The organism is Pectobacterium cacticida (genome assembly GCF_036885195.1).
Classification (GTDB): Bacteria; Pseudomonadota; Gammaproteobacteria; order Enterobacterales; family Enterobacteriaceae; genus Pectobacterium; species Pectobacterium cacticida.
In genome coordinates, this window is the sequence record NZ_CP133656.1 from 1,344,756 (window position 1) to 1,369,395 (window position 24,640).

Annotated in this window: 20 protein-coding genes and 1 pseudogene; 15 read left to right on the top strand and 6 right to left on the bottom strand. The window is 42.9% G+C overall.

The features are described from left to right. Positions 1 to 687: 687 nt before the first annotated feature. From wecA to RFN81_RS06485, 11 genes and pseudogenes are all read left to right on the top strand, one after another. Complete coding sequence (gene wecA / locus RFN81_RS06435) at positions 688 to 1,743, top strand: UDP-N-acetylglucosamine--undecaprenyl-phosphate N-acetylglucosaminephosphotransferase (protein ID WP_264498297.1); 1,056 nt, start codon at positions 688 to 690, stop codon at positions 1,741 to 1,743. A 158-nt stretch (positions 1,744 to 1,901) separates the two neighbouring features. Then, a complete protein-coding gene (locus RFN81_RS06440; RefSeq protein ID WP_264498298.1) occupies positions 1,902 to 3,038 on the top strand; it encodes a polysaccharide export protein in 1,137 nt (378 codons plus the stop codon). Between the two features lie 8 nt (positions 3,039 to 3,046). Then, on the top strand, positions 3,047 to 3,481 hold the full coding sequence (locus RFN81_RS06445; protein ID WP_264498299.1) for a protein tyrosine phosphatase: 435 nt from the start codon (positions 3,047 to 3,049) through the stop codon (positions 3,479 to 3,481). A gap of 15 nt (positions 3,482 to 3,496) precedes the next feature. Next, positions 3,497 to 5,659 carry a tyrosine-protein kinase Wzc gene (wzc, locus tag RFN81_RS06450; protein ID WP_264498300.1) on the top strand — a complete coding sequence of 721 codons (2,163 nt, stop codon included), beginning with the start codon at positions 3,497 to 3,499 and terminating at the stop codon, positions 5,657 to 5,659. A gap of 45 nt (positions 5,660 to 5,704) precedes the next feature. Beyond that, positions 5,705 to 6,532 (top strand): glycosyltransferase, encoded by an 828-nt coding sequence (locus RFN81_RS06455; protein WP_264498301.1) that lies wholly within the window; start codon positions 5,705 to 5,707, stop codon positions 6,530 to 6,532. A 636-nt stretch (positions 6,533 to 7,168) separates the two neighbouring features. Further along, positions 7,169 to 8,947, top strand: a complete 1,779-nt coding sequence (locus tag RFN81_RS06460) for a hypothetical protein (RefSeq protein ID WP_264498302.1) — start codon at positions 7,169 to 7,171, stop codon at positions 8,945 to 8,947. Further along, the gene (locus tag RFN81_RS06465) at positions 8,938 to 9,807 is read left to right on the top strand and encodes a glycosyltransferase family 2 protein (protein ID WP_264498303.1); all 870 of its coding nucleotides are present in this window, start codon (positions 8,938 to 8,940) and stop codon (positions 9,805 to 9,807) included. Before RFN81_RS06460 ends, RFN81_RS06465 begins: the two co-directional genes overlap by 10 nt. Positions 9,808 to 9,809: 2 nt before the next feature. Beyond that, complete coding sequence (locus RFN81_RS06470) at positions 9,810 to 10,958, top strand: oligosaccharide repeat unit polymerase (protein WP_264498304.1); 1,149 nt, start codon at positions 9,810 to 9,812, stop codon at positions 10,956 to 10,958. A 2-nt stretch (positions 10,959 to 10,960) separates the two neighbouring features. After that, complete coding sequence (locus RFN81_RS06475) at positions 10,961 to 12,001, top strand: glycosyltransferase family 4 protein (protein WP_264498305.1); 1,041 nt, start codon at positions 10,961 to 10,963, stop codon at positions 11,999 to 12,001. Next, a complete protein-coding gene (locus RFN81_RS06480) occupies positions 11,985 to 13,205 on the top strand; it encodes a flippase (RefSeq protein WP_264498306.1) in 1,221 nt (406 codons plus the stop codon). The genes RFN81_RS06475 and RFN81_RS06480 overlap by 17 nt, the downstream gene beginning before the upstream one ends. Positions 13,206 to 13,249: 44 nt before the next feature. Continuing rightward, positions 13,250 to 13,611: pseudogene (locus RFN81_RS06485) on the top strand (ISAs1 family transposase); the annotation flags it as partial. Positions 13,612 to 13,819: 208 nt separating this feature from the next. On the opposite strand, the gene rfbD reads toward RFN81_RS06485, so the two are convergent. From rfbD to rfbA, 3 genes are read right to left on the bottom strand one after another with little or no spacing between them, the layout of a single operon-like run. Continuing rightward, complete coding sequence (gene rfbD / locus RFN81_RS06490; protein WP_264498307.1) at positions 13,820 to 14,665, bottom strand: dTDP-4-dehydrorhamnose reductase; 846 nt, start codon at positions 14,663 to 14,665, stop codon at positions 13,820 to 13,822. Continuing rightward, on the bottom strand, positions 14,662 to 15,198 hold the full coding sequence (rfbC, locus tag RFN81_RS06495) for a dTDP-4-dehydrorhamnose 3,5-epimerase (protein WP_264498308.1): 537 nt from the start codon (positions 15,196 to 15,198) through the stop codon (positions 14,662 to 14,664). Before rfbC ends, rfbD begins: the two co-directional genes overlap by 4 nt. Before the next feature lies 1 nt (position 15,199). Then, complete coding sequence (gene rfbA / locus RFN81_RS06500; RefSeq protein WP_264498896.1) at positions 15,200 to 16,069, bottom strand: glucose-1-phosphate thymidylyltransferase RfbA; 870 nt, start codon at positions 16,067 to 16,069, stop codon at positions 15,200 to 15,202. Between the two features lie 235 nt (positions 16,070 to 16,304). Between rfbA and RFN81_RS06505 the strand changes: the two genes are divergently transcribed. Beyond that, positions 16,305 to 17,204, top strand: a complete 900-nt coding sequence (locus tag RFN81_RS06505; protein ID WP_264498309.1) for a sugar phosphate nucleotidyltransferase — start codon at positions 16,305 to 16,307, stop codon at positions 17,202 to 17,204. Between the two features lie 71 nt (positions 17,205 to 17,275). Here the strand turns inward: RFN81_RS06505 and RFN81_RS06510 are convergent, their stop codons facing one another. The 3 genes from RFN81_RS06510 to RFN81_RS06520 form a co-directional block, all read right to left on the bottom strand. Continuing rightward, positions 17,276 to 18,265 (bottom strand): hypothetical protein, encoded by a 990-nt coding sequence (locus RFN81_RS06510; protein ID WP_264498310.1) that lies wholly within the window; start codon positions 18,263 to 18,265, stop codon positions 17,276 to 17,278. Between the two features lie 54 nt (positions 18,266 to 18,319). After that, positions 18,320 to 19,219: a hypothetical protein gene (locus tag RFN81_RS06515; RefSeq protein WP_264498311.1), complete on the bottom strand. Its 900-nt coding sequence runs from the start codon at positions 19,217 to 19,219 to the stop codon at positions 18,320 to 18,322. Positions 19,220 to 19,379: 160 nt separating this feature from the next. Next, positions 19,380 to 20,282, bottom strand: coding sequence for an omptin family outer membrane protease (locus RFN81_RS06520; protein WP_264498312.1), 903 nt, complete (start codon positions 20,280 to 20,282; stop codon positions 19,380 to 19,382). A 506-nt stretch (positions 20,283 to 20,788) separates the two neighbouring features. On the opposite strand from RFN81_RS06520, the gene RFN81_RS06525 reads away from it, so the two are divergent. The 3 genes from RFN81_RS06525 (at position 20,789) to RFN81_RS06535 (ending at position 24,581) form a co-directional block, all read left to right on the top strand. Continuing rightward, positions 20,789 to 22,240, top strand: a complete 1,452-nt coding sequence (locus RFN81_RS06525; protein ID WP_264498313.1) for a M20 family metallo-hydrolase — start codon at positions 20,789 to 20,791, stop codon at positions 22,238 to 22,240. Between the two features lie 185 nt (positions 22,241 to 22,425). Further along, positions 22,426 to 23,832, top strand: a complete 1,407-nt coding sequence (gene gndA, locus RFN81_RS06530; protein ID WP_264498314.1) for an NADP-dependent phosphogluconate dehydrogenase — start codon at positions 22,426 to 22,428, stop codon at positions 23,830 to 23,832. 458 nt (positions 23,833 to 24,290) lie between these two features. Next, positions 24,291 to 24,581, top strand: coding sequence for a hypothetical protein (locus tag RFN81_RS06535; RefSeq protein WP_264498315.1), 291 nt, complete (start codon positions 24,291 to 24,293; stop codon positions 24,579 to 24,581). The last annotated feature ends 59 nt before the right edge of the window (positions 24,582 to 24,640 follow it).

The following is a 24,640-nucleotide window of genomic DNA, read 5'->3' on the forward strand; positions in this document are numbered from 1 at the left end:
ACCAGAATTTGCACGGGTTTCTTTTACATGACATTTCGCAAGAGTAATTCTGGCCTAAGCCGCTTGATTTTCATGTACCCCTGCGCCATTAATTAATGTTAAAAATTTACGTTATCAGTATTAAGTAAAATTTTATTCTGTATAACAGGGACACAGGCCGTAACATTTGATCACGGCCTATACTCGCGCATAGAATGGCGCTGTTGCTAATCGTAGTAGTGTCATATTCAGGCATAATCATAGCGTTTAGCGGCGAGCACGCTGTTCTTTATAGCTGAATAGGCTTGCATTATTCGTTTAGTCGATTTTTTATCCTCCGGGAGGGAGTACCTGATGGAACCTCATAGTCTTATTCTGAAAAGCCCTCTCCTGAAACATCTTGTTCTTGTGCTCTCACTCCCGTGGTTAATACTATGATGCCGTTTCCAGAACGGTCTATCCTTTATCTTGGTGTTAAGTCCTATCCTGATAGTAGGTTGCCCGGTCTGCTTATTACCGGGCGTGTATCGCAAAAGATATGCCCGGCCTGTTGATACAAAAAGATAACGCATAATAAATACATAACGTAAAGCTCCAAAATCGAAACCACAGGATCGGGGCCGTACTTTGATAGTGCATTGGTAGCTACAAGCCAAGGGCGGTAGCGTGCCTGTTGCAGCAATATAAACGGTTGATGATGGTGTAAAAATGCAAGAATTTATCGTGATCTTTCTCAGCGCTTTTGCCGCGCTGTTTCTGGCAAGGAAAGTCGCAATTCGCGTAGGTTTGGTTGATAAACCGAATGTACGTAAAAAGCATCAAGGCCATATTCCGCTGGTGGGGGGAGTCTCCATTTACCTCGCACTCTGGGTTCTCTACGCGTTACAGCCGGATTGGTTACCAAATTTCTCGCTTTATATGGCCTGTGCCACTGCACTTATCGTGATTGGTGTGCTGGATGACCGTTTTGATCTCCCTGTCTTACCCCGTGTGGGGTTGCAAGCAGCTGTCGCCGGTCTGATGATGTTCGCGGGGCTATACTTACAAACATTAGGACACATCCTGTTTGGCTATGAGTTATTTCTCGGTATCTTTGGCTACACGGTAACCCTGTTTGCTGTCTGGGGCGCAATCAATGCGTTCAATATGGTTGATGGCATTGATGGGTTGCTCGGCGCGCTGTCCTGTGTGACGTTCGGCGCGCTCGCTATCGTATTTTATCTTGGCGGTCATCGTGAGTTAGCGTTTTGGAGTACGTGCCTGCTTGTGGCGACCGTACCCTACATCCTGCTGAATTTAGGGGTCTTATGGGGGCGGAAATTTAAAGTCTTCATGGGGGATGCTGGCAGCACGTTAATTGGTTTTACCGTAATATGGTTGCTGATGCTGGCCACGCAAGGGGAAAACGCGGTAATTCGTCCGGTCACGGCGCTCTGGTTTATTGCTATTCCGCTTATGGATATGGTAACAATCATGGTTCGCCGCATTCGACGCGGCTATAGTCCATTTAAACCCGATCGTGAACATTTGCACCACATCTTAATGCGTGCAGGCCTGACGCCCCATCAGGCGCTGGTGGTGATCCTGCTTGCGGCGATAGTCTGTTCAGCAATCGGTGTGCTCAGCGAGCGTGTTGGCATTTCTGAGTCTATTATGTTGAGCGTATTTCTTTTGGTTTTCTGTGGTTATTTCTGGATGATTAGCCGAATATGGCGGGTATTAACCTGGTTTCGTAAAGCGACGCACAACCCAGGCTCTGTGTAATATACGTTGATAACCACGGCATTGCACCGTCAAAACGGTGAATTGCTGGTGCTTTATACCGTAAACCACCGGGTAGGCTAATAATTTATTCTCTATAATGATGAACAGTTCTGTAGGGATTTGCGCACTATTCAATTAAGAGCGATGGCATAGATAGGATGATAAAGCACAAACGAAAGTTGATGCCCTTGATGGTGTCAATAGCGCTACTTAGCGGTTGTACCTTGGTTCCTGGTTCCCACCTTTCCACAAGTGGCAAAAATGTAATTGAGCAGCAAGATGCGGATTTCAATCTTGATAAGCTGGTTAATGTTTACCCATTGACACCTTATCTCGTCGAAAAAATGCGACCTAAGCCATTGATCGCACAGACAAATCCAGCGCTGGAAAAAGAATTGCAGAGCTATGAGTATCGCATCGGAATTGGTGATGTCATCATGGTTACCGTATGGGATCACCCTGAATTGACGACGCCCGCCGGGACATACCGTACGGCTGCGGACACCGGTAACTGGGTGCATTCTGATGGGACGATTTTTTACCCCTATATTGGCAAAGTAAATGTAGCTGGTAAAACGGTCACTGAAGTGCGCGATCAGATTATGGGACGCTTAGCGCAATACATCGAATCGCCGCAGGTGGATGTCAGCATCGCTGCCTTCCGTTCACAAAAAGCCTATGTTTCTGGCGAAGTCGCCACCTCCGGTCAGCAGCCGATCACCAATGTGCCATTGACGGTGTTGGATGCCATTAACAAAGCGGGCGGGCTGACCGAAAACGCCGACTGGCGCAACATTGTGTTAACACACAATGGGCAGGAAAAACGTATCTCACTTCAGGCGCTGATGCAAAACGGCGACCTGTCACAAAATCACCTCCTCTATCCCGGTGATATCCTCTACGTTCCTCGCAACGATGATCTTAAAGTCTTCGTGATGGGGGAAGTCAAGAAACAAAGTACCCTCAAAATGGACCGCAGCGGCATGACGCTAACGGAAGCGTTGGGCAACGCGGAAGGCATAGATCAAACTTTTTCCGACGCTACCGGAATCTTCGTGATTCGTTCGTTACGCGGCACCCAAGGGCCGAAGCTGGCCGATATCTATCAGCTAAATGCTAAAGATGCCACCGCGATGGTAATGGGGACGGAATTCCAGCTACAGCCCTATGACATCGTCTACGTGACTACCGCCCCAATCGTGCGTTGGAACCGCGTGATCAGTCAGCTCGTACCGACGATTTCCGGCTTCAATGAATTAACCGAAGGTTCCTTGCGTGTTCGTACCTGGCCATAGAGGTAACCATGTTTGATTCCATTCTGGTCGTTTGCGTGGGCAATATCTGCCGTTCCCCTACCGGGGAGCGCTTGCTGAAACGGGCGTTGCCGACGATAAAAATCGCCTCCGCGGGGTTAGGGGCGTTGGTCGATAAGCCAGCCGATGCCACCGCGAGTGAGGTTGCCCTGCACCATGGCCTTTCGCTGGAAGGGCACAGGGCGCAGCAACTCACATCGGCCTTGTGTCGCCAGTACGATCTGATTCTGGTGATGGAGAAAGGCCATATTGATGGGGTCAGTCGCCTGGCACCCGAGGTACGCGGGAAAACCATGTTGTTTGGTCACTGGCTGAACCAACAGGAAATCGCCGATCCCTATCGTAAAAGCCGCGAAGCCTTTGAATTCGTGTACACACAACTTGAGCAGTCTGCGCAAAAATGGGCGCAGGCGTTGAATCGTTAATCATCAGAGAATCCGATGACAGAGAAAACCGCAGTAAAAGTATCTGAAACCAATACAGATGAGATCGATTTAGGGCGTTTATTAGGCACCTTACTGGATAACCGCTGGCTGATTATCGGCGTCACCGCAGTTTTTACTGCGCTGGGCATCATGTTCGCCATCCTGTCCACGCCGATTTACAAAGCGGATGCGTTAATTCAGGTGGAGCAGAGCGGCGGCGATTCACTGCTCAAAGATTTCTCCAGTATGCTGCCTGAAGGCAAGCCGCAGTCCGCTGCGGAGATCGAACTGATTAAATCGCGTATGGTCATCGGCAAAACGGTCAACGATCTGGGGCTGGATATCCGCGTCGAACAAAAGTATTTTCCGCTGGTGGGTAAAGGCATTGCGCGCCTGATGGGAGTGGAGCCGGGTAAGATAGCGGTATCGCGCCTGGAAGTACCCGCGTCCTGGCAGGATGAAACCCTGTCGCTGGAAGTATTATCCGACAACAGTTATCGCGTAGAGGCGGGTGATGTGGTCACCTTCACTGGCAACGTAGGCCAATTGGAGAGCCATAACGGTATTACGCTGCTGGTCAGTGATATCGCGGCCGAACCGGGTACAGTTTTCCGCGTGACCAAACTTAATCAGCTTACGGCGATTAATGACCTGCTGGATAATTTCAGCGTGGCGGATAAAGGTAAAGACACCGGTGTACTGGCTCTCAGTCTGGAAGGGGAAGATCCGACGCTGACCGCCAAGATACTCAGCAGTATCAGTCAAAATTACCTGCAACAGAATGTAGAGCGTAAGTCTGAGGAAGCGGGTAAGAGCCTGGAATTTCTCAAAGAACAACTGCCAACGGTGCGTAACGCTCTCAATGAAGCAGAAAATAAGCTCAATCAATACCGTCAGCAGAATGATTCGGTCGATCTCTCTTTAGAAGCCAAGGCGGTATTAGATACCACCGTCTCAGTGGAAGCACAGTTAAATGAACTGACATTTAAAGAAGCAGAAATATCGAAACTGTACACCCCTGAGCACCCAGCCTACCGCGCCTTGCTGGAAAAACGTAAAACGTTAGAACAAGAACGTGCCAAGCTCAATAAGCGTATCGGTGCAATGCCGAAAACCCAGCAGGAGATCCTGCGCTTAACGCGTGATGTGCAGGCCGGGCAGGAAGTTTATATGCAACTGCTGAATAAGCAGCAGGAACTGAGCATCAACAAGGCCAGTACAGTGGGCAACGTGCGCATCGTGGATAACGCCGTCGTCCAACCGAAACCGGTAAAACCCAAGAAACCATTAATTGTGCTGTTGGCAATGATTCTGGGCGGCATGGTTTCCACCGCCTATGTGGTGCTGAAAACCTTACTGCATAAAGGCATCGAAAACCCTGAACAATTGGAAGAATTGGGCATCAACGTCTACGCTAGTATTCCGTTGTCTGAATGGCAGCAGAAAAAAGATCGGGCCTTGTTATCGAAGAAAGGTAAAAAAGACAACACGCGCGCCATCGATCTGCTGGCCGTGGGCAACCCGGCCGATCTGGCGATTGAAGCCATCCGCAGCCTACGTACCAGTCTGCATTTCGCCATGATGGAAGCGAAGAACAACGTATTAATGATCTCCGGGGCCAGTCCGGCGATCGGTAAAACCTTTGTGAGCGCTAACTTGGGAGCGGTGATTGCGCAGAGTGGGCAACGGGTGCTAATCGTTGACTGCGACATGCGCAAAGGATACGCGCACGAATTGATGGGGACACATGGCACGGACGGCTTATCGGATATCTTATCCGGCCAGTGTGATGTGGCGAAATGTGTGCGCAAAACGGCGGTAGAAAATATGGACTTCATTCCACGCGGTCAGGTCCCGCCAAATCCGTCTGAACTATTAATGCACCCTCGCTTTGCCGAGTTTCTTCAGTGGGCTAATGAACACTACGATCTGGTACTGTTGGATACGCCGCCGATCCTGGCGGTAACCGATGCAGCGGTAATCAGCCGCCATGCCGGTACTTCGCTACTGGTGGCACGTTTTGAAATGAATACGGCAAAAGAGATTGAGGTGAGTATTCGCCGCTTTGAACAGAATGGCACCGAGATCAAAGGCGTAATACTGAATGCAATAATGAAACGAGCTGCCAGCTATTATGGGTATGGAAATTATCATTATTATACCTATGATTATAAGTAGTCATTTAAAGTATAGTTTGCAAATTTTTTAGTTTGAGGAGACATAATGTGTTTTGATGGGAAAAAACCAAAAATTGCCATACTAATGTCTGTTTATAAAAATGACAAACTAGAGCATTTAATTGAGTCTGTAGAAAGCCTTTTGAACCAAACCTATGGCAATTTTGTTATATATATATGTGTTGATGGAATTGTTCCTACAGATAATAAGAATTATCTGGAAAAACTAGATAAGAGTAAAGTAATACTATTTCAACGCGATGATAATCGAGGATTGGCATATTCACTTAATGAGTTAATTCAACTGGCGCTAAACGATAAGGAGATAGAATATCTTGCGAGAATGGATGCAGATGACATAGCGATTGATAAACGTTTACAGCTCCAAGTCGATTTTATGCAATCAAATCCAGAAATTGATGTATCTGGTGGTTTTTGCCGCGAATTTGGTGGTGTGATTGCTAGAGGAGTTAGAAAAGTATATTCGAATCATGAAGACATAGTTAAAAATATGTTTAAGAAGTGTCCGTTCATCCACCCGACAGTGATTTTTAGACGGCGTGTTTTTGATAGTGGTGCTAGATATCCAACAGATAAGCCGAAAACTGAAGATCTTGCTCTATGGTATTCTCTGGCTTTTCTTGGAATGAAATTTGCTAATATTGAGGAAGAAATAATTTTATTCAGAATTGATGATGAAACTTTACTACGGAGACGTGGCTTATCAAAGGCTTTTACTGAGCTTAAAATAAGATTATATTATCTAATCAAGCTTAAACGTTTTATTGTTTCGGATATAGCATATGTTCTTTTACATTATATCGTTAGGATATTACCGGCTAAATTATTTAATGTGATATATAGAAATAATTAAAGTTATTTAAATTTAAGCTATTTATATTATGCCTCGTTATTCACAAATTCAGATGATAATTGCAACGCTTGGCCATATCGATGGAAGGAGTGTTAACTGCTGATAAGCTATAATTCTCTCCTGAATCAAAGATGAGTGAATGACCATGAAGTACCAGTAACTAATCGAAGCTGACCGAAACTCAGGGCGGGATTCCACTTTGTTCGCAAAACGTACAACTTGAGGGTTTTGATAATCTCCGCATATTAATGAACCTTTTATCAATCAATAATCATGTCATCAGTGTGCGTTTTCTGAACTTAAATTGTATTCATCTTGACCATAATAACCATACAAAATGAGTTAGATCTTACCCTGAACCGAAACTAAATAGCTTCGTGTAATAGCGCTACACTTGGGTAGGTGCTATCTCCCGTCAGCGTTGGCCTTGCACAATGGGAAGTGAAGCATCAATGTGCGAAGCTATTTAGATACTAGCGAATATCTCGAAAAATTTCGACAAATGAGTTTATGGATAAATTTTATATTTTAAGTTCCGGAAAACTGATAAATATGATATTTATCGAGAAGATTAACATTTCTATGGAATCAATATTTTCGAGTTAATAATTCAGGCACCTTTTATGCAGGTTTTTTATGAATTTATTTAGTTATGATGTTTGGGACACCTTGTTAAAACGTTATTGTAAACCAGAAAATACCATACACACAGCCTTATACTGGTTGTGCTTAAAGTTGGGAGTTCTTAGTTCATTGCCTGAAGTTTTTTGTGAGGTTAGGAAAAGAGAGTCTTTACTGTACAATAACGGGCAGGAATATTTTATTAGCGAATTGGTGTTTAATGTTATGGATGAGTTGGGACTGTGTTCTGACTATTCACCATATGATATTAGAGATGAGTGGGATGCTATATATTATCTCGTCGAAAGAAATGCTACTTATGTAAATAATCACGTATTAGAGATGCTCAAAAATGATGCTGGAGTGAAAATATTTATATCTGATTTTTATTCTTCATCGAGTTTTTTATCTGACTTGCTAAAATTTCATGGCGTTATTCTTGATGATGGGTTTTCTTCTTGCAATACAGGGAAAAGTAAACATAGAGGAGATCTATATGACATTGTTTTTAAAAAATTCAGTCCTAATAAATGGGTTCATACAGGGGACAATATTTACTCCGATATAAAAATAGCAAAAAAAAAGGGGATTACAACAAGGCATATATCAAAAAAATCGTCTGGATATTTGACTAGATTTAAGCTTGATGATGAAGTGAGAATTAGTTTTATATTAATATCTTTATGTTTGAAGATCATTGAAACTTGCCATGAGAAAAAGTGTTATAGCGTGTGGTTTTTAACTCGAGAAGGGATCTTTTTTAAAAGAATATTTGACCTTTTTATTAATAAATATAATTTTCTCCCAGCTATAGAAATTAATACACATATACTCTACGTAAGTCGAGTTGCTACATCGTGCTTACGTTTCGATAAAGACGATGCATACTTAGGTTATTCTGATGCAATTGAACAATATGGAAATTCAACAGATTCATTTTTAAGTTTTTTTGGATTAAATGATAAATTCAAACATATAATAGATACTTACGATACTGTGGAATCTATTGTGTGTAATAAAAATGACAATATGATCTTACAACTGTTTTCTGAGATAGAAGATAAGCGAAAGAAAACGCTATCGTATATTAATGAGACTGGTTTTGCATTAAAAGATAGTATTGTTGTAGATATAGGTTGGAGAGGGAGTATTCAAGATAATCTAGCATGCATTCCAAATGCAAAAATAAAAGCAGGTTGTTATATTGGTTTGTTTGAGTTTTTTAGTACACAGTCAAAAAATAATAAAGTAGCATCAGTTTTTAATCAGAATGAAAAAAAAGAAAAATGGATGTCTAAAGGTGTTTCATTTTGGGAAACGATATTTGGTTCATGTGGCGGAAGTGTCATTGGCTATGAGCAAGGAAAGGTTGTTACGAAAATAAATAGCAATGAAGAAAAATTCATAAAAAATGTGATTGAATATCAAAATATACTATATAGTGTGACTGAACGTATAGTTAATGACTTGGCAATCTCTAAGCTTGATGTTTGGGAAGTGAAAAAACAAGCGGTTAGAGGATATAAAAAAATAGTTGTTAACCCATCATCAAATATCGCAGATATTTATATGGGCTCATTACAAAATGAAATTTATGGAAATAATAGCTTTATTGAAAAAAATGTTGATATATCATTTTTTGACTTAATGTCGTCAATAATATCAACAAAAAAAAGAAAAGTTGTTGTCGAACATATAAAGAGGAATGGTTGGCGTGAGGGTGTGCTTAAATCGAGATTAACTACCTTACCAACTAAGATTGCATCTATACTAGTAGGTAGTATATGGAAATAAGTATAATTTTATGTTGTTTCAATAGTTCGAGTCGTATTACTAACACTCTTTATCATCTTTTTGATGCTTTAAAATGTTATGATGGCTGTGCAGAAATTATATTGGTTGATAATAATTCTACAGATGATACAGCAAACGTTGCTAAAAATTTATTAAGTGGCCCGTTAAATATTACTCCCTTTAAAATAGTTGAAGAACCGAAACCTGGGCTTGCTCATGCTAGGAAGAGAGGTCTTCTGTCGGCATTATATGATATAGTTCTATTTTGTGATGATGATAATTGGTTATTGCCTGGATATTTGGCTCGTATCAATGAAATTTTTCAGGATCAGACTATTGCTGCTGTTGGTGGCAGAGGTATTCCTGTTGCTGATATGCCGATCCCCGAATGGTTTTTCGACAATCTTGATGCTTATGCATGCTCCTTGCAAAAGACTAATAGTGCTTTATATGGTGCAGCTTTGGCTATTCGGAAAAGGGTAATGTGTGACTTCTATCATTCAGAGAAGTCATCACGTTTAGTAGGTAGGACCGGTGAGAATTTAGATTCTGGAGAAGATAATTTATTATGTAATTATGTCAAGGCGCAGGGTTATACTCTTTATGCTGAAAACCACACTTTTATTCATTATATGGATAAAAAAAGATTAGAGCCAAAATACTTGTATAAACTATCTTATTCTTTCGGAGTGGCGACATATACATTATTGAATAAAAGAAAGATTTATAAAATATTTTATTTTCTTATAAAACTTTTAACAATTCTCCCATATGCTTTATTCAAAAAAAACAAGAAGGTTTTTGTTCTTAGGCAAATTTATTTTATAAAAGGTTTTTTTAATATGGCATGGAATCATTGAATATGAGAATTTCTTTTTTTATTTTTTTCTGGTATTTTACTTTTTTTATTATAGCATGCTTAGGATTTAGTAACTTAGTCGATTTGACAACTAGATCTATATTTGTATTTAGTTCTATTCTATTTTTTTATTCTATGGGGGTTATTCTAGCAAAAATCTCTCCCCATAAAAAAAGATATTTAGAATCTTTGTTGGATGATCATGATTTTTCTTTAGAGGATAAGACGGAAAAAAAAATTGATAGATTTATTTTTCTGTTTTTTGGTTACTCTGTTTTTATTGTAATGAATATCTATTTTTTCAATAACTTTGATTTGGATGAATATAGAAAAGCATTTTTTGATGGTTCGCGAGATAATGTAAAATATTTTGGCGGTGGTTTTTTTTTCTATTTTTATTATTTTCTGAGTTTATTATTATATGCTATTACGCCTATGGTTTTCTTATTCTCTTCAAGAAGGAAATTTATTTTCCTGTTCTTCTGTTTTCTTCTATATGATATTGTATTTTTATCTAGGACTGGCATTTATTATTTTCTTTTAGTATACCTATGCTCTAATCTCGTAAGAGGGAAAAGTATTATTCGTGTCGTTTTGTGTGGGGGAGGGGTGTTATTTATTGCATTACTAATTAGTTTTTTTAGGGATTCGGTAGACGACATTATTGTGTCAATATCCAACTCTGTGTTGAATTATCATATTGCACCATTTATATTGTTTGATAAAAATATTATATCTAATCAGGTTATTCATTATAATGGCTTGGGTATGGCATCTCTTGGTATATATAATATCATAATGTATCCTTTTGAACCCGATATAATGAAATCTATAAATGACTTAAGAGAACAGATATCTGTATTTTATGACTTAGGAAAATTTTTATATCAGCCGTATAATGCTTACTACACCTCCCTTTCTTTAATCTATATTGATTTTGGTTTAGTTGGATGTTTACTGTTGAGTTTTTTTTCTGGTTTCTTTTTGTTTTATTTATACGAAAGATCAAAGTATTCTAAAAAATATGCTGCTTCATGTGTTTTTTTTGCTGTGCTATTGTTGGAATCTTTATTTGCGCCAGTGGTTATAAATATATTTTCGTCCGTTATTGTTGTGTATTTGTTGCTAATTGTTTTTATTAAGTTGAAATAATTATGAAAAAAGATTTTAAAATGGCTATTCTAATTCCATCATTAATTAAAACTGCTCCTAATATGATAGCCTTAACGCTATACAGATATGCTAAAGCGCGTTATGGCGATGTTTCTCTATATTATTTGGATCCTGTAGTTAATTCTGGAAAAGAATTTATTGATGCAACCGACGCTATTCATCTTACGGATAAAAATATTTTAAAAGAATTCGACATTGTTCATTCCCATGGATTAAGACCAGATATTGTGAATTTTTTTTACACAAAAAAGATAAAATTATCTACTATTCATAGTTTTATCACTAAAGATTTAACAGAAAAATATGGCATAAAAGGTTTTGTTTTTTCTAAAATTTGGCTTTTTTTTCTGGCTAAATTTAATTCATGTGCAGTTATGAGTAATTATGCTAGTAATTACTATTCCAAAATTTCTTGTTGTGTTATTCCTAATGGGATTGATAAATCATCTTTTTGCAAGAGTGACGAATATTTCTCTCTGCAACAAATCATTCATGAAAAGAAACAACAAAATAAAATTGTTGTAGGGACTGTAGCTGCCTTAGAAAAGATAAAGGGCATTTCACAATTAATCGATCTTGCAGCTAATAACCCTGATATTAATATTGTTATTATTGGTGATGGCTCACAGAGAGAGTTTTTTAAGAATTATATTAAAAGATTAGATCTTGAAAAACAGGTTATCTTATATGGGAAAGTGAAAAATGGTGCTATCTATTCAAGTTTATTCGATGTTTATGTTCAGCCTTCATTAAGTGAGGGGTTTGGCCTTGCTGTTATTGAAGCAATTCTTAATAAAACCCCAGTGGTTTGTTCTGATATACCTGTTTTTAAAGAAATGTTTAATAGTAATGAGGTCGAGTTTTTTTCAATTAATGATATCTCATCACTCTATTATGCTATAGTTAAAGCATATAAATATAGCGACAACCGTATTGATATGGCATATAAAAAAGTTGCTGATGAGTATTCTGAGAGCGGCATGGTGAAGAAATATATGGAGTGGTATGAGAAGTTTATTTAAGAATGAATTTTTTAAAGATAAGCTTGTAATAATTTTTTGTTATGCGATAGGCTTTGCCATGCCTATTTATTCTTTAAAAAAAATAGCGATTTCATCTGAAAATCAATTCCTAATTTCTTTCTTTTTCTTATTGGCAATAGTTTATTACTTTCAGTTTATTATTGAATTTGGTTTTCAAACGTCTTTACTTAAACGATTGCATCATTCCTTTAAAAATAATGACGTTGATGGTTTCTCTAAAATAATAAGTGCTTCATTTATATTTAGGTTTGTCATTTTTTTTATTCTTCTTGTCATGATTTTATTATATTTATTTTTTAAAGATGAGATATATAACTTTTATATTATATTTGTGCTGTTAAGCAGTGTTTTTTCATATCAATTTTTATTTCAAGTTGTAGATGATCTAAGAACTTTTTACGTAATCTCCACGCTGGTTAAATTGTTTTTTTTCCCCTTTATTGTTCTTTTTAATGATTTTTTTAGTTTGGCTATTATTTATTCTTTGTTTAATTTAATGCCAAACTTAATTACAGCGGTTTATTTTTTTATAAAATATAAAATTAAGTTATCATCTGGTTGTAAGGTTGGTTTTGTTTTTATTGTGAAAGGGAATTTCAACTATTTTTTATCAAATTTTAGCATTACTCTTTACACTACATATTATCAGGTCCTTTTAGGCTTATTAAGCCCCATGTATTTGCCTGCTTATGCTCTATCGGATAAGATTGTACGTTCGGTTATTTCTGCGAATTATATTTTTATTCAAATTATTCAGGTCTACTTTTTGAAATTAAATGCGAACATTACCAAAAGGAATTTTTTTCTGATACTTACTTTTCTTGTTTCAGTTGCTTTAGTAGAAACAATTTTTTTAATGTGCTTTGCGCTATGGGGGGGCGAAAAGTTTTTTGGAAATATAATAATGCTGAAAGATTTTTTGATTCTGATGACAGCGATAATACCTATTGTTATACTTAGCAACTTTTGGGGGATGGTTTACTTGCCATGTACTGGCAATATAGGTTCTTTATCAAAAATTTTTATTAAAGTCTCTATGTTATCCTTGGTTTTGTCTCCCTTGCTAGTCTATCTATTTCATGGATATGGAGCAATTTTTTCGTCTGTATTATCAGAGTCTTTGGTATTAATTATGTGTTTTTTTGTTAGCAAGAATATTATAAAAGAGCGCGAATTCAGATAATAAGTAGAGCGTTCCATCACGTTGATGGAATGACAGTTACCGAACAACGCTGGCCGACAATACGTACGTTAATAGAAGTGGTGAGTGAGCATGGAGAACGGGGGAAAACGGTACACAGAGAATCACGCTGGTACGTCAGTTCATTGGCGGTGTAAGCTCGTGCAGCATCACAAATGATACGTGACATTGGTGCATTGAAAATCAACTGCATTGGGTATTGGATGTGGTTTTCAGGGAGGATCAAATGAACCTGAAGGACCCGGAAGGGGCGGCGCATATGGCACTGTTCAACCGAGTAGCGTTAAGCGTACTGAAGCAGCATGGAGGAAAAAAAGACAGCATTGCAGGCAAACGGCAGTGTGCCGGGTGGTCAGGAGATTTTCGCAGCGAGGTTATCTTTGGTTGATTTATCGACAAAGTGGAATCCCGCCCTGCAATCAGGGCTGAGTTCCTTTTACGTGATCTATTATTTTGCGAAGTTATTTAGATCTTGATGAGGAACATCGACGTTTCCGCTATTGTGCGGCGATGATAGCGGGTATGCGGCACTTTTTTCAACCGAGGAAGCCCCAACTTAGTGAGAATATTTACTATATTGGGGATATTTTTAGTGGTCAAATTATCATTGCTACCCTGTTTTCCCAGCAGGATAAATTAATACCCAATTCCTTTATTTTCTCGCAGGATAGTGTTGAGAAAGTAGGGCGGTGAGCCGGGGTCGGATATTGTTCTGTCGTTATCGGTTTAAGCGCGGGGATCTTGGCTACTGTTGTTTTTTGCGCTGCAATTTTGAAAATTACTTCAGCAAACTCATACCAACTTACCTCTTTGTCACCACAATAGTGATAAAGTCCACTTTTGGCTTTTATTTGTAGCAGCATGATAATCGCCTGTGCTAAATCCCCTGCATAAGTTGGGCAGCCACGCTGATCGTTAACAATGCTTAGCGTTTCCCGCTCTTGGGCCAGTCTAAGCATGGTCTTGACGAAGTTATTGCCGTATTCGCTGAATACCCATGCGGTACGAACGATAATGGAATTCGGTGCAGCTTCCACCACCGCCTGTTCACCGGCCAGCTTGGTCTTGCCATATACGCTTAATGGGTTCGTGGGGCTGGTTTCTGTATAGGGTTGCGTGGCCTTGCCATCGAACACATAGTCTGTGGAAACATGAATAAGGCGAATGTTGTGTTTATGTGCCACGGTCGCCAAATTGGCCGGGCCGTTAACGTTAATTCGTGCTGCCAACTCAGGCTCTGATTCGGCTTTATCTACGGCGGTATACGCGGCAGCGTTTACAATGGCGTCAGGTTGAAATTGACTGACGGTTTGTTCTACCTGTGTAATGTCGGTAATATCGAGTTTATCGGAATCTGTCGCCAATATTTTCCATTCTGCTGGCAGACGATCCTGAAAACAGCGCCCCAGTTGACCGTTCGCGCCGGTGAGTAATATCTTCATGATTTCAATTCCCTGAATAGTTTCCCCAGCTTATCTTTTTCGGACAGCAGTGGGGATGAAATCGGCCATTCAATACCAATGTCAGGGTCGTTCCACAGCAGGCATCCTTCATCGGCAGGATTATAATAATCCGTGCATTTGTATTCAAAATCAGCAACGTCAGAGAGCACGGCAAACCCATGCGCCAGCCCAGGCGGTAGCCAGAATTGAGTTTTGTTCTCTTCTGACAAAATGATGCCTTCCCACTGGCCAAAACTAGGGGAATCGGGTCGTAGGTCCACGGCGACATCAAAAACCTCTCCGCGCACGACCCGAACCAATTTTCCTTGCGGGTTTGTTTTCTGGAAATGTAAGCCGCGTAGCACTCCCTTTCCTGAACGTGAATAGTTATCCTGGACAAAGTCCAGATCGATATTCAACATCTGTTGATAACGTTTTTTTTCAAAGGTTTCTAGGAAGAAACCGCGAGAGTCGCCAAAGACTTTCGGCTGAATGATTTTTGCGCCATGAATGGCGGTACCAATAACTTGCATATTATTTTTCTGCAATTAGCTGAGTTAAATACTGCCCATAGGCTGTTTTATTCATCACGTTGGCGTCTTCCGCAAGCTGTTCACGAGAAATCCATCCCTTGCGAAACGCAATCTCTTCCAGACAAGCCACCTTCAGCCCCTGCCGTTTTTCGATGGTGTGAATAAACTGCGAGGCTTCAATCAGGCTATCGTGCGTACCAGTATCGAGCCACGCAAAGCCGCGTCCTAGCAATTCAACGTTCAGAGTACCCTGTTCAAGATACATCTGGTTCAAGGTGGTAATTTCTAACTCGCCGCGTGCTGAAGGCTTGACTTGTTTTGCCATCTCCACGACATGCTTATCATAGAAATATAACCCTGTCACCGCCCAGTTTGATTTCGGTTTGAGCGGTTTTTCTTCTATTGATAACGCTCTGAAATCATGATCAAATTCGACCACGCCAAAGCGTTCAGCATCGGTGACTTGATAGCCGAAGATTGTCGCGCCTTCTTCTTTGGCTGCCACGGTTTCAAGTTTTTTTCCAAAACTCTGACCGAAATAGATATTATCGCCAAGAACCAACGCGCAACGTTCACCGTTGATAAACTCCTCGCCGATGATAAAGGCTTGTGCTAATCCATCTGGGCTGGGTTGTATCGCGTAGCTGAGTTCAATGCCAAAATGGCTGCCGTCGCCTAAAAGGCGCTGAAAAGCGGGCATATCGTCAGGCGTGGTGATAATCAGTATTTCACGAATGCCCGCGAGCATTAGAACCGAAATAGGGTAATAGACCATCGGCTTATCGTAGATCGGCAGCAACTGCTTAGAAATTCCGCGAGTAATCGGGTAGAGGCGAGTGCCACTCCCCCCCGCAAGTACGATCCCTTTCATCAATAACTCTACCTTTAAAATCGCTTTCAACGCGTTGCCGTAGTGTATCATCCTACTTCACCAGAATGGTCTGATGTCGTAGAAAAAGTCTACCCCCCACGATCGCTTTGTCGCTGATTAGGTGTAATCTTACTGCCATGTGTGGCGCAGCGACGCTAAGCTACCAAGTAACATCGATCGGTTCGATCAACACAAATCTTTAAATAAAAACCATCAGATTGAAGAGAGTCAATTCATGACATCATTAAAAGCGGTTATCCCCGTAGCGGGTTTAGGGATGAATTTGTTACCGGTGACCAAGGCCATTCCTAAGGAAATGCTGCCGCTGGTTGATCGGCCTGTCATCGAGAAAATCGTTAACGAATGCGTTAACGCCGGCATTAAAGATATCGTGCTGGTGACGCACGCGTCCAAGAATGCCATTGAGAACCACTTCGATACCTCGTTTGAGTTGGAATCCCTGCTGGAGGAACGCGCTAAACGTCAGTTGCTGGCCGAAGTGCAGTCAATTTGCCCCAAAGGCGTGACGATCATGAATGTGCGCCAGGGGGAAACGCTGGGGCTTGGCCATGCGGTATCCTGTGCGCACCCCATCGTCGGGGATAATCCTTTTGTGGTGGTGCTGCCGGATGTGGTGTTGGATGAAAGCACGGCCGATCAATCTCAGGAAAATTTGGCACGCTTGATCGCGCGTTTTGAACAAACCGGGCGCAGCCAGGTATTGGTGAAGCATCGCCCTTATGAAGTGTTGCCGGAATATTCGGTGGTGGAGTGCGAAACGCCGCTGGTGAACCCAGGGGATGCCGCCGCGATCACGTCGATGATCGAAAAGCCGGAAGCACCGTCGGATACGGGGTCTGACCTTTCTGCGGTGGGGCGTTATGTGTTAACCGCCGATGCCTGGCCACTGCTTGCGCAGGCGAAACCCGGCGCGTGGGGGCGAATTCAGTTAACCGATGTCATCGCCGAATTGATTGAAAAACAGCACCCGGTGGACGCGGTGCAGATGTCAGGCAAAAACTTTAACTGTGGCCGCAAGTTAGGTTATATGCAGGCTTTCGTCGCCTATGGGTTGCGTAACCCGGAATTTGGCGATGCGTTTAAAGACAGTATTAAGGCGCTGCTGGCGAAATAACGCGTGATAATGCGGGGGAGGTGTTAGCCACTGACCCGCAGTTCACTGTCCGTCTTGGAGAATATCTCAGATTAAATGTTAATCTTGCCTATCGGCTCTAAGTTAATGCAGTGTTGCAACAAATCGCCAGGGAAAACGAACATATTCATATTGGCTTGTAATTGATGAGTTGAGCTTAGCGACGCGCTAGCGTTTGATGCGCCCGATAGCTGGACGGCGACGTAAGCAAAATCTTCAATGGCTTGGGCCAATTCCGGATCAATGGGTTGGTTACGATTACTGACGAGGTTCTCTTCAACGGCGGGATCCGCCGCTATGGCGGTATGAAGAGCCTGGCAAAGATCTTCATCGCTTTCATATGCTACATTTCCGGTCAGTAACTTGGCCGTATTTCTCGCGGCTAGCGGTTGCTGTGCAATAAATGCGACGGTTTTATCCAGTAAACTTTTGTTGTCTGCGCTGTTTAGTAGCGGATGCCGGAAATGTAGTTGGTATGCATCCCCAGCCTCTTCGAAGCATTGCGCGACAAACTGTGAGCAAACCATCGGCAATTTCCCAGGGTTTTTATGCCGCTGAAGATATTCGCTCAGAGTGGCGGTTAATTTCTTCAGAATACGCAAAGTGACCTTCTGCGCGAGAGTCGGGAGAGAAACCTTTTTATACAGCAGTAATAGACCGATAATATATAGGCTGGCATTATCATAAGGCTCCAAATTATTAAGATGTTGCGTGCCAGCATCGATCACTGGTGATAGTTCCTGCTGTGATGTATGACGAAAAACATAGATAATTCGGTCGTGAAAACGGGCTAATGCCTCATTTACCGTAACCTGAGGAGGACTTTCCTCAATAATAGTAAGCGGCTGCTTTTGGTATAGCATTGCCGCGTGGCTAACTGGCGCGTTGGTGAGAAAAGTTATTGCCCATGAGATAAAACTCCCTTTTTCCGGGGAAAAAAGTAATACATCACCTTCCTGCAAGGCCTGAAGTGACAGTGTTTTTGTCAGTTCAGGCGCTAAATATTGTTCCCTATTATCGATCAACTTATCGCTAGCGTTCATGATGTTTCCTTGTTATCCAGTGGATGGCGCGGTAAGGCTTGTCGTCAGAAATAATTAAAATTCATTGACGATCAACATTCCGTTTACGGAATTTCTCCCGCAGGCGAAAACGGATATTTTTTCATTATTACAATATAGCCCTGCGCCGTAGTCAAAACTGGCATTTTCTTGCATCGATAATTTTTTATAAGAAAGCGGCGTTGATACCATTATTGACTGATTCGTTGCGCCGTCCCACTCTATTAACGAAAGGTAGAGATAGTTATCGCTGCCAGAAGTCGCGAACTCAACCATATAAATGCGATTCTCATTGTCACTAATTAAATTGAAGTTTTGAATGTTTTTCCCTTCTTGTGCCGCATAACCTTTAAATGAATCAGGGCTTTTCAACGTAATTTTCTGAATGCTACTCTTATCGATTGTTCCGGGAATATGACAGCTAAAAAAATGGAACTTGGTACCACTTTCGTAGGCCATCACGAAATAGATTGTATTGTTTTGATTATCTTGGATGCGGGTCATTGCCGCAGCCATACATGATATTTTTTCGTTTTCCCAGAGAACCTTTTTTCGAGAGCGACTGGGATCACTGATATCAAAGAGTGCTAATTGCGTATCTTCATATTTAGACGTCAGAAAGGTATGTTCCTGTGAAGCCGTTATCAAATAATTATCAACAATCTGACAGCCTCCAGGGTGATTAAATCGTCCGGTATTGGTTTTTATTGTGTTGTTATAATCATTTTTTGTTATATCCGCTACATAAATGAGCGCGCCATCATTACCGATATCATTATGCGTAAAAAAGTAATAATTGTCATGTCTGGCCATGCCTTGCATATGGTATGCATCGGTTTTCCATTTGGTGTTAAACCCTGCGATTCTTCTTACCTCGGGGGTCGTTTTTATTTTGTCGAATGCGGCAATCACATTGGTAATTTTCTGATCGGGCATAATAGCTTCCTTTAAGTTAATCAATAAACGTTGATATTAATTATGGCTGCTTTGTTCGCACGGCAATAATGCCGCATAGTCACAGTCGCTTTACCTCGGTAAGTCAGGCGCGTCATACGCTGTGAACGCGTCCATTTCTACTCTTTACGTCGCCGTGTGGTTAGAATATATGCTGAATACCTAACGACAACGTATAGTGCTTATTATCCATTCCGTTCCAGTCGCCGTCGTAATACTCGGTGTAGTCCCTCTCTTGCCATGTCATCGCGCTTTTAGCTTCTTCATAGCGGGCATAAACCGCTTCCGCATAGAGCTTTGTTTGGGGAAGGATGTAGTAACCGGCGTTTAATGTCGCTGAAAAATGCAGCGAGTTTCTTCCTTTGGCGCGGAGGGTTATATCCCTGTCGTAGTGGTTATCCTTATTTTTCGCCCGTACCAGGTTGCTGAATTTCACCATGCCGCCAAATTCGATGTCCTGCTTACGCCAGGAACCGATGAACCCGATGTAAGGCATGCTATAGCGTTGTTGATAACCGATGATTTTAATACTGTCGGGGAGGGTGAATTTTTCGCGCCCGCCATGTCGATCGTCATAGTCAAATTCGCCGCCGAAGGCAGACCAGCTAAAGGCAGTTTTTTGGTAGCCTACGGTCAGGCCTACTTTGTAATCCGGCGTTTTTATCATCCAGCCGATAACGTTCAGATCGATTTCATTGCCGTAATTTAAATCCGTGCGTTCGTGGTGGCTCCAGTGGGACCATTCTGGGCGGTTGGCATAAGTCCAATCGTAATCGTCCATAGTGCCATTGCCCGGTGCCAGCGTGCTCCAGCCGCGGATTCCCACGCTGAAACGGGGAGAAAAGTCGTAACTCAACTCACCTTTGATAATCAGGGCATTGTCGATTTTCCAGTCCAGTTCACTGGCTTTTTGTCCCCCGCTCGGCGGGTGATAGAGGAATTCTTTTGATTCCCCTGCCAGGAAGCCGAATGCCAGGCTGCCCGTAAGGGCATTGACGTGATTAAGGCGGAGTGTTTTTTCCTTTGCTAGCGTTATTCCAGACATGACCATTCCGCTGGTTAGAATAATAAATATCAGCGGGGCTTTTATGTGGCGTTTCCTTGATAGCGAGCGCTGTGTTTTCATATTGATGACTTTTTATTGATAATCCGTTTTTATATTCGCTCAACAACGGTTGCTGCGTGCTTCCCAGATTAGGCAAATTAACCTCCTTTACCATCCCCTTCTTTCTGATTTGCCTTTCACCCCCCTTTACTGAATTGTGTGCGTTTTCTCATGGCATTAGCCCATTTTTAACCTTGGTTATAGCGGGGAAAACAAAGAATATGTTCACCTTTATTTTCCTGGTGATTTATTTAACTCGATGTTTTTAAATGATTTGTTTGTTTTTTTGGAATAATTCACCTCCTCGGTGCCGACTTTTTCTGGCTACAGGGAGGTGATATCCGTTTTTTATATTTACAGATCGCGGAAAATCGCGGTAAATAGGGAATGAAGTAAAAATAAGTATTTATATATTAATCAAATTGTTGGTTATTTGGTTCTCCATTATGAATAGGTTGTTAAATTTTATTACACAGCGGGAAGGGGAGGCGATCAATCTGCATCGAGAATTGGTCTGCCGCCCGGCCATTAACCCTGAACACGGTGGTGAAGGGGAAGAAGTCAAGGCGCGTTGGATAGAAGAATGGCTCTATGATAATGCGCTGTGCCGCGTGCAACGAATGGATGCTTTAGATGTGCAGGCAAATAATAAATTAAGGCCCAATCTGGTCGCGCATTTTCTTCCGGCGGGGGCGAAACATACGCTATGGATCGTGACGCATCTGGATGTCGCCGCCCCTGGGCCACTGGCGCATTGGGTGAGCGACCCCTTTACATTACGTATTGATGGCGACCGATTATATGGCCGGGGCGTCGAGGACAATAATCAGGGAATTGTGTCGGCGTTATTACTGCTGGATGCCATGAAACAACTGGACATTACGCCCCCGATGGGAATAGGGGTAATTTTTACCAGCGCCGGTATTACTGATTACACCAAAGGCATCGGCCATATTTTACGTAAGGTTCCGCAGTTGTTCCGGGCCGACGATCTGATTGTGGTGCCGGATTATGGCAATGAGAACGGCAGCATTATTGAGATTGGCGAAAAGCGTAACGCGTGGGTGCGTATCGATGTCAAAGGGCGGGAATACCATGCGGGTTTTAGCGAAGGGGCCAACTGTTTTGAAGCCGCTGCCCGCTTTATTGCCCGCCTAAAGCCTATCCGCCGCCGATACGCGTGTCCCGATCCGTTCTTTTTCCCGCCGACATCAACGATCACGCCGACGCATGCCGAAACGAACTGCACGGGGTTAAACCACGTTCCTGCCAATTTTGTGTTCTACCTCGACATTCGCCTGATGCCGAACTGCGCGTTGGAACCCGTCATGGCCGATCTTCAACAGTTGGCGCGTCATATTGAAAAACAGGACGGAGTGCTATTTACCTTTTCCTATGTCGAGATTACGCCAGACGCGCCGATTACGCCCCGTCACGCGCCGGTCATTCGCTTGCTTTCCGACGCCATAGAGCAGGAATTAGGGGTGATGCCCCGTCTGGTTGGCGTTGGCGGCGTGACCATGGTGTCGGTGATCCGTTCTCTGGGGTTGCCTGTGGCGGTGTGGGGGATCCAGCAATCCCGTAAAAACCAGATCAATGAGAGCATCAGCCTGAAAGCGCAACTGGCGCAAACGCGTATTTTTGCCCGGATGTTATATGCCTCACCGCAAAAGCGCGCCAAGCCGTCGCCTGATTTGCTCACCGCAGAGAAAACGCCGCATATCACGCCGGCGGAACAGGCTGTCGCCAAGCTGGTGGGGCTTGGTATGAATAATGAGGATATTGGCGAACAGCTCAGTGTGAGTGTCAACACGATTCGAACACACCTGAAAAACCTGTATCGTAAGACGGGCGCACGTAATCGGCGTGAGTTGCAACGGTTGTTTATTGTGCAATAAACCCAGGCCTTCACGTACTGTTCTATCAGGGGAGTGAGGTGGGACGATCACCAGCACACCAATCACTATCCACTCAGGCGAAGCTGAGTTACCATGTTGGCCTGTTTTTAAAGTGCTCGCGCGGGCGCAACACGTGACGTTGCCGCCGTCGCTGGCAGGTTATCCCTCAGACAGGAGTTGCTTGAATGTCCAAACAGCAAATTGGCGTTGTGGGTATGGCGGTGATGGGGCGCAATTTGGCGCTTAACATTGAAAGCCGTGGCTATAGCGTTTCCATCTTCAACCGTTCTTCCGATAAAACCGATGAAGTGATCGCGGAAAATCCGGGTAAAAAACTGGTGCCTTCTTATACGGTTGAGGAGTTTGTTAACTCCCTGGAAAAACCTCGCCGTATTCTGCTGATGGTGAAGGCAGGGGAAGCAACCGATAAAACGATTGCGTCGCTGAAACCTTACCTGGAAAAGGGCGATATTCTGATCGACGGCGGTAACACCTTCTATAAAGATACTATTCGCCGCAACCGCGAGCTGTCTGCCGAAGGCTTTAACTTCATCGGCACCGGTGTTTCCGGTGGCGAAGAGGGCGCGTTAAAAGGGCCTTCTATTATGCCGGGTGGGCAGAAAGAAGCCTATGAGCTGGTGGCGCCGATTCTGGAACAGATCGCCGCCCGTGCCGATGGCGAAGCCTGTGTCACCTATATCGGCGCGGATGGTGCGGGGCACTATGTCAAGATGGTGCATAACGGTATTGAATACGGCGATATGCAACTGATTGCCGAGGCGTATTCTCTACTCAAACATGCGTTGAATCTGAGTAATGATGAACTTGCCGCGACGTTCTCTGAATGGAACAAAGGCGAACTGAGCAGCTATCTGATCGAGATTACTGCCGATATCTTCACCAAGAAAGATGAAGATGGTAAGTATCTGGTTGACGTGATTCTGGATGAAGCGGCGAATAAAGGCACCGGTAAGTGGACCAGCCAAAGTGCGCTGGATCTGGGCGAACCGCTGTCGCTGATCACCGAATCTGTTTTTGCCCGCTATCTTTCTTCACTGAAGGATCAACGTGTTGCGGCAGCTAAGGTGTTGAGCGGGCCGACAGCGCAGCCGTTCGCCGGGGATAAAGCCGAATTTGTCGAGAAAGTGCGCCGGGCGTTGTATCTGGGCAAAATCGTCTCTTATGCGCAAGGTTTTTCACAGTTGAAAGCCGCGTCGGTTGAGAACAACTGGGATCTCAACTACGGTGAGATCGCTAAGATCTTCCGCGCTGGCTGTATCATCCGTGCACAGTTCCTGCAAAAAATCACCGACGCCTATGCGCAAGATGCCGATATCGCTAACCTGCTGTTAGCGCCTTATTTCAAAAACGTGGCGGATGAATACCAGCAAGCGCTGCGCGATGTGGTGTCCTATGCGGTACAGCAAGGCATCCCGACGCCAACGTTCTCGGCCGCTATCGCCTATTACGATAGCTACCGCTCAGCGGTGTTGCCCGCTAACCTGATTCAGGCGCAGCGCGATTATTTTGGTGCGCATACTTATAAGCGTACGGACAAAGACGGCGTATTCCATACCGAATGGTTGGAATAACCGTATCTTATGATGAGTTAATACGTTTCATTAATAAAACGTCAGATTAAGAAATATCTGGCGTTTTTTATTGGTGAATCAGTAGATTGGTATCATCAGGATATCTATGGCTTTTTTCCAGAAATACGGTAAATTAATCTAAAGATAACTGTTTCAATTCTACGAGACTTGCTGTTTATTGTGTCAGGATCTTGCTATTTTTAACGGTGTTGCAGAAATTGGGTTGCCGTTTTGATTTGTTGGCGCGCTGACGGCGGGGTTCCCCGCCAGCATACGCGGTGTTTTACGTGTTTGGCTGCCATCGGACGGTAACTCAGATCTGGAAAAATCCTGATAACGGCCTGTGAATATAAAGTAAAAAAGTATTTTTGCTTTTATATCGGCCGGAATAGAGGACGGGGTATGGTCCTGCGACGGTACTCCACCCTGAAGTACTTCATGTAAAAAAGGAAATCGTAATGAAGAAAACGTTAATCGCATTGGCTGCCGTACTGGCCATGTCGTCAAACGCGTTTGCTGTTGATGGCGTTTCTAGCGCGACTGCTGCAGGCACCACAACCTCAACGACCAGTGCTGGCGTTGCTGCCGGTACGGCTGGCGCGGCTGCGGGCGCGGCTGCGGGCACTACCGCGCTGGTTGCGGTAGGTGTTGCTGCAGCGGTTGCTGCGGGTGTCGCTGTGGCTGTTGCCAATGATGACGACAACGGCAGCACCGGTACGACGTCAGTGACAAATGGTACTGGTAGTTAATCTCGTGTTTTATGCTAAGGCCACTTCGGTGGCCTTTCTTTTTCCAGGCAACGCCGTTC

Excerpts from the sequence above, each read along its gene's own strand:
- RFN81_RS06480 (WP_264498306.1), top strand. The coding sequence starts at position 11,985 with ATGAGAAGTTTATTTAAGAATGAATTTTTTAAAGATAAGCTTGTAATA.
- wecA (WP_264498297.1), top strand. The coding sequence starts at position 688 with ATGCAAGAATTTATCGTGATCTTTCTCAGCGCTTTTGCCGCGCTGTTT.
- RFN81_RS06440 (WP_264498298.1), top strand. The coding sequence starts at position 1,902 with ATGATAAAGCACAAACGAAAGTTGATGCCCTTGATGGTGTCAATAGCG.
- rfbC (WP_264498308.1), bottom strand. The coding sequence starts at position 15,198 with ATGCAAGTTATTGGTACCGCCATTCATGGCGCAAAAATCATTCAGCCG.
- RFN81_RS06475 (WP_264498305.1), top strand. The coding sequence starts at position 10,961 with ATGAAAAAAGATTTTAAAATGGCTATTCTAATTCCATCATTAATTAAA.
- rfbD (WP_264498307.1), bottom strand. The coding sequence starts at position 14,665 with ATGAAGATATTACTCACCGGCGCGAACGGTCAACTGGGGCGCTGTTTT.
- RFN81_RS06455 (WP_264498301.1), top strand. The coding sequence starts at position 5,705 with ATGTGTTTTGATGGGAAAAAACCAAAAATTGCCATACTAATGTCTGTT.
- wzc (WP_264498300.1), top strand. The coding sequence starts at position 3,497 with ATGACAGAGAAAACCGCAGTAAAAGTATCTGAAACCAATACAGATGAG.
- RFN81_RS06515 (WP_264498311.1), bottom strand. The coding sequence starts at position 19,219 with ATGCCCGATCAGAAAATTACCAATGTGATTGCCGCATTCGACAAAATA.
- gndA (WP_264498314.1), top strand. The coding sequence starts at position 22,426 with ATGTCCAAACAGCAAATTGGCGTTGTGGGTATGGCGGTGATGGGGCGC.
- RFN81_RS06510 (WP_264498310.1), bottom strand. The coding sequence starts at position 18,265 with ATGAACGCTAGCGATAAGTTGATCGATAATAGGGAACAATATTTAGCG.
- RFN81_RS06520 (WP_264498312.1), bottom strand. The coding sequence starts at position 20,282 with ATGTCTGGAATAACGCTAGCAAAGGAAAAAACACTCCGCCTTAATCAC.
- RFN81_RS06465 (WP_264498303.1), top strand. The coding sequence starts at position 8,938 with ATGGAAATAAGTATAATTTTATGTTGTTTCAATAGTTCGAGTCGTATT.
- rfbA (WP_264498896.1), bottom strand. The coding sequence starts at position 16,069 with ATGAAAGGGATCGTACTTGCGGGGGGGAGTGGCACTCGCCTCTACCCG.
- RFN81_RS06445 (WP_264498299.1), top strand. The coding sequence starts at position 3,047 with ATGTTTGATTCCATTCTGGTCGTTTGCGTGGGCAATATCTGCCGTTCC.
- RFN81_RS06535 (WP_264498315.1), top strand. The coding sequence starts at position 24,291 with ATGAAGAAAACGTTAATCGCATTGGCTGCCGTACTGGCCATGTCGTCA.
- RFN81_RS06505 (WP_264498309.1), top strand. The coding sequence starts at position 16,305 with ATGACATCATTAAAAGCGGTTATCCCCGTAGCGGGTTTAGGGATGAAT.
- RFN81_RS06525 (WP_264498313.1), top strand. The coding sequence starts at position 20,789 with ATGAATAGGTTGTTAAATTTTATTACACAGCGGGAAGGGGAGGCGATC.
- RFN81_RS06470 (WP_264498304.1), top strand. The coding sequence starts at position 9,810 with ATGAGAATTTCTTTTTTTATTTTTTTCTGGTATTTTACTTTTTTTATT.
- RFN81_RS06460 (WP_264498302.1), top strand. The coding sequence starts at position 7,169 with ATGAATTTATTTAGTTATGATGTTTGGGACACCTTGTTAAAACGTTAT.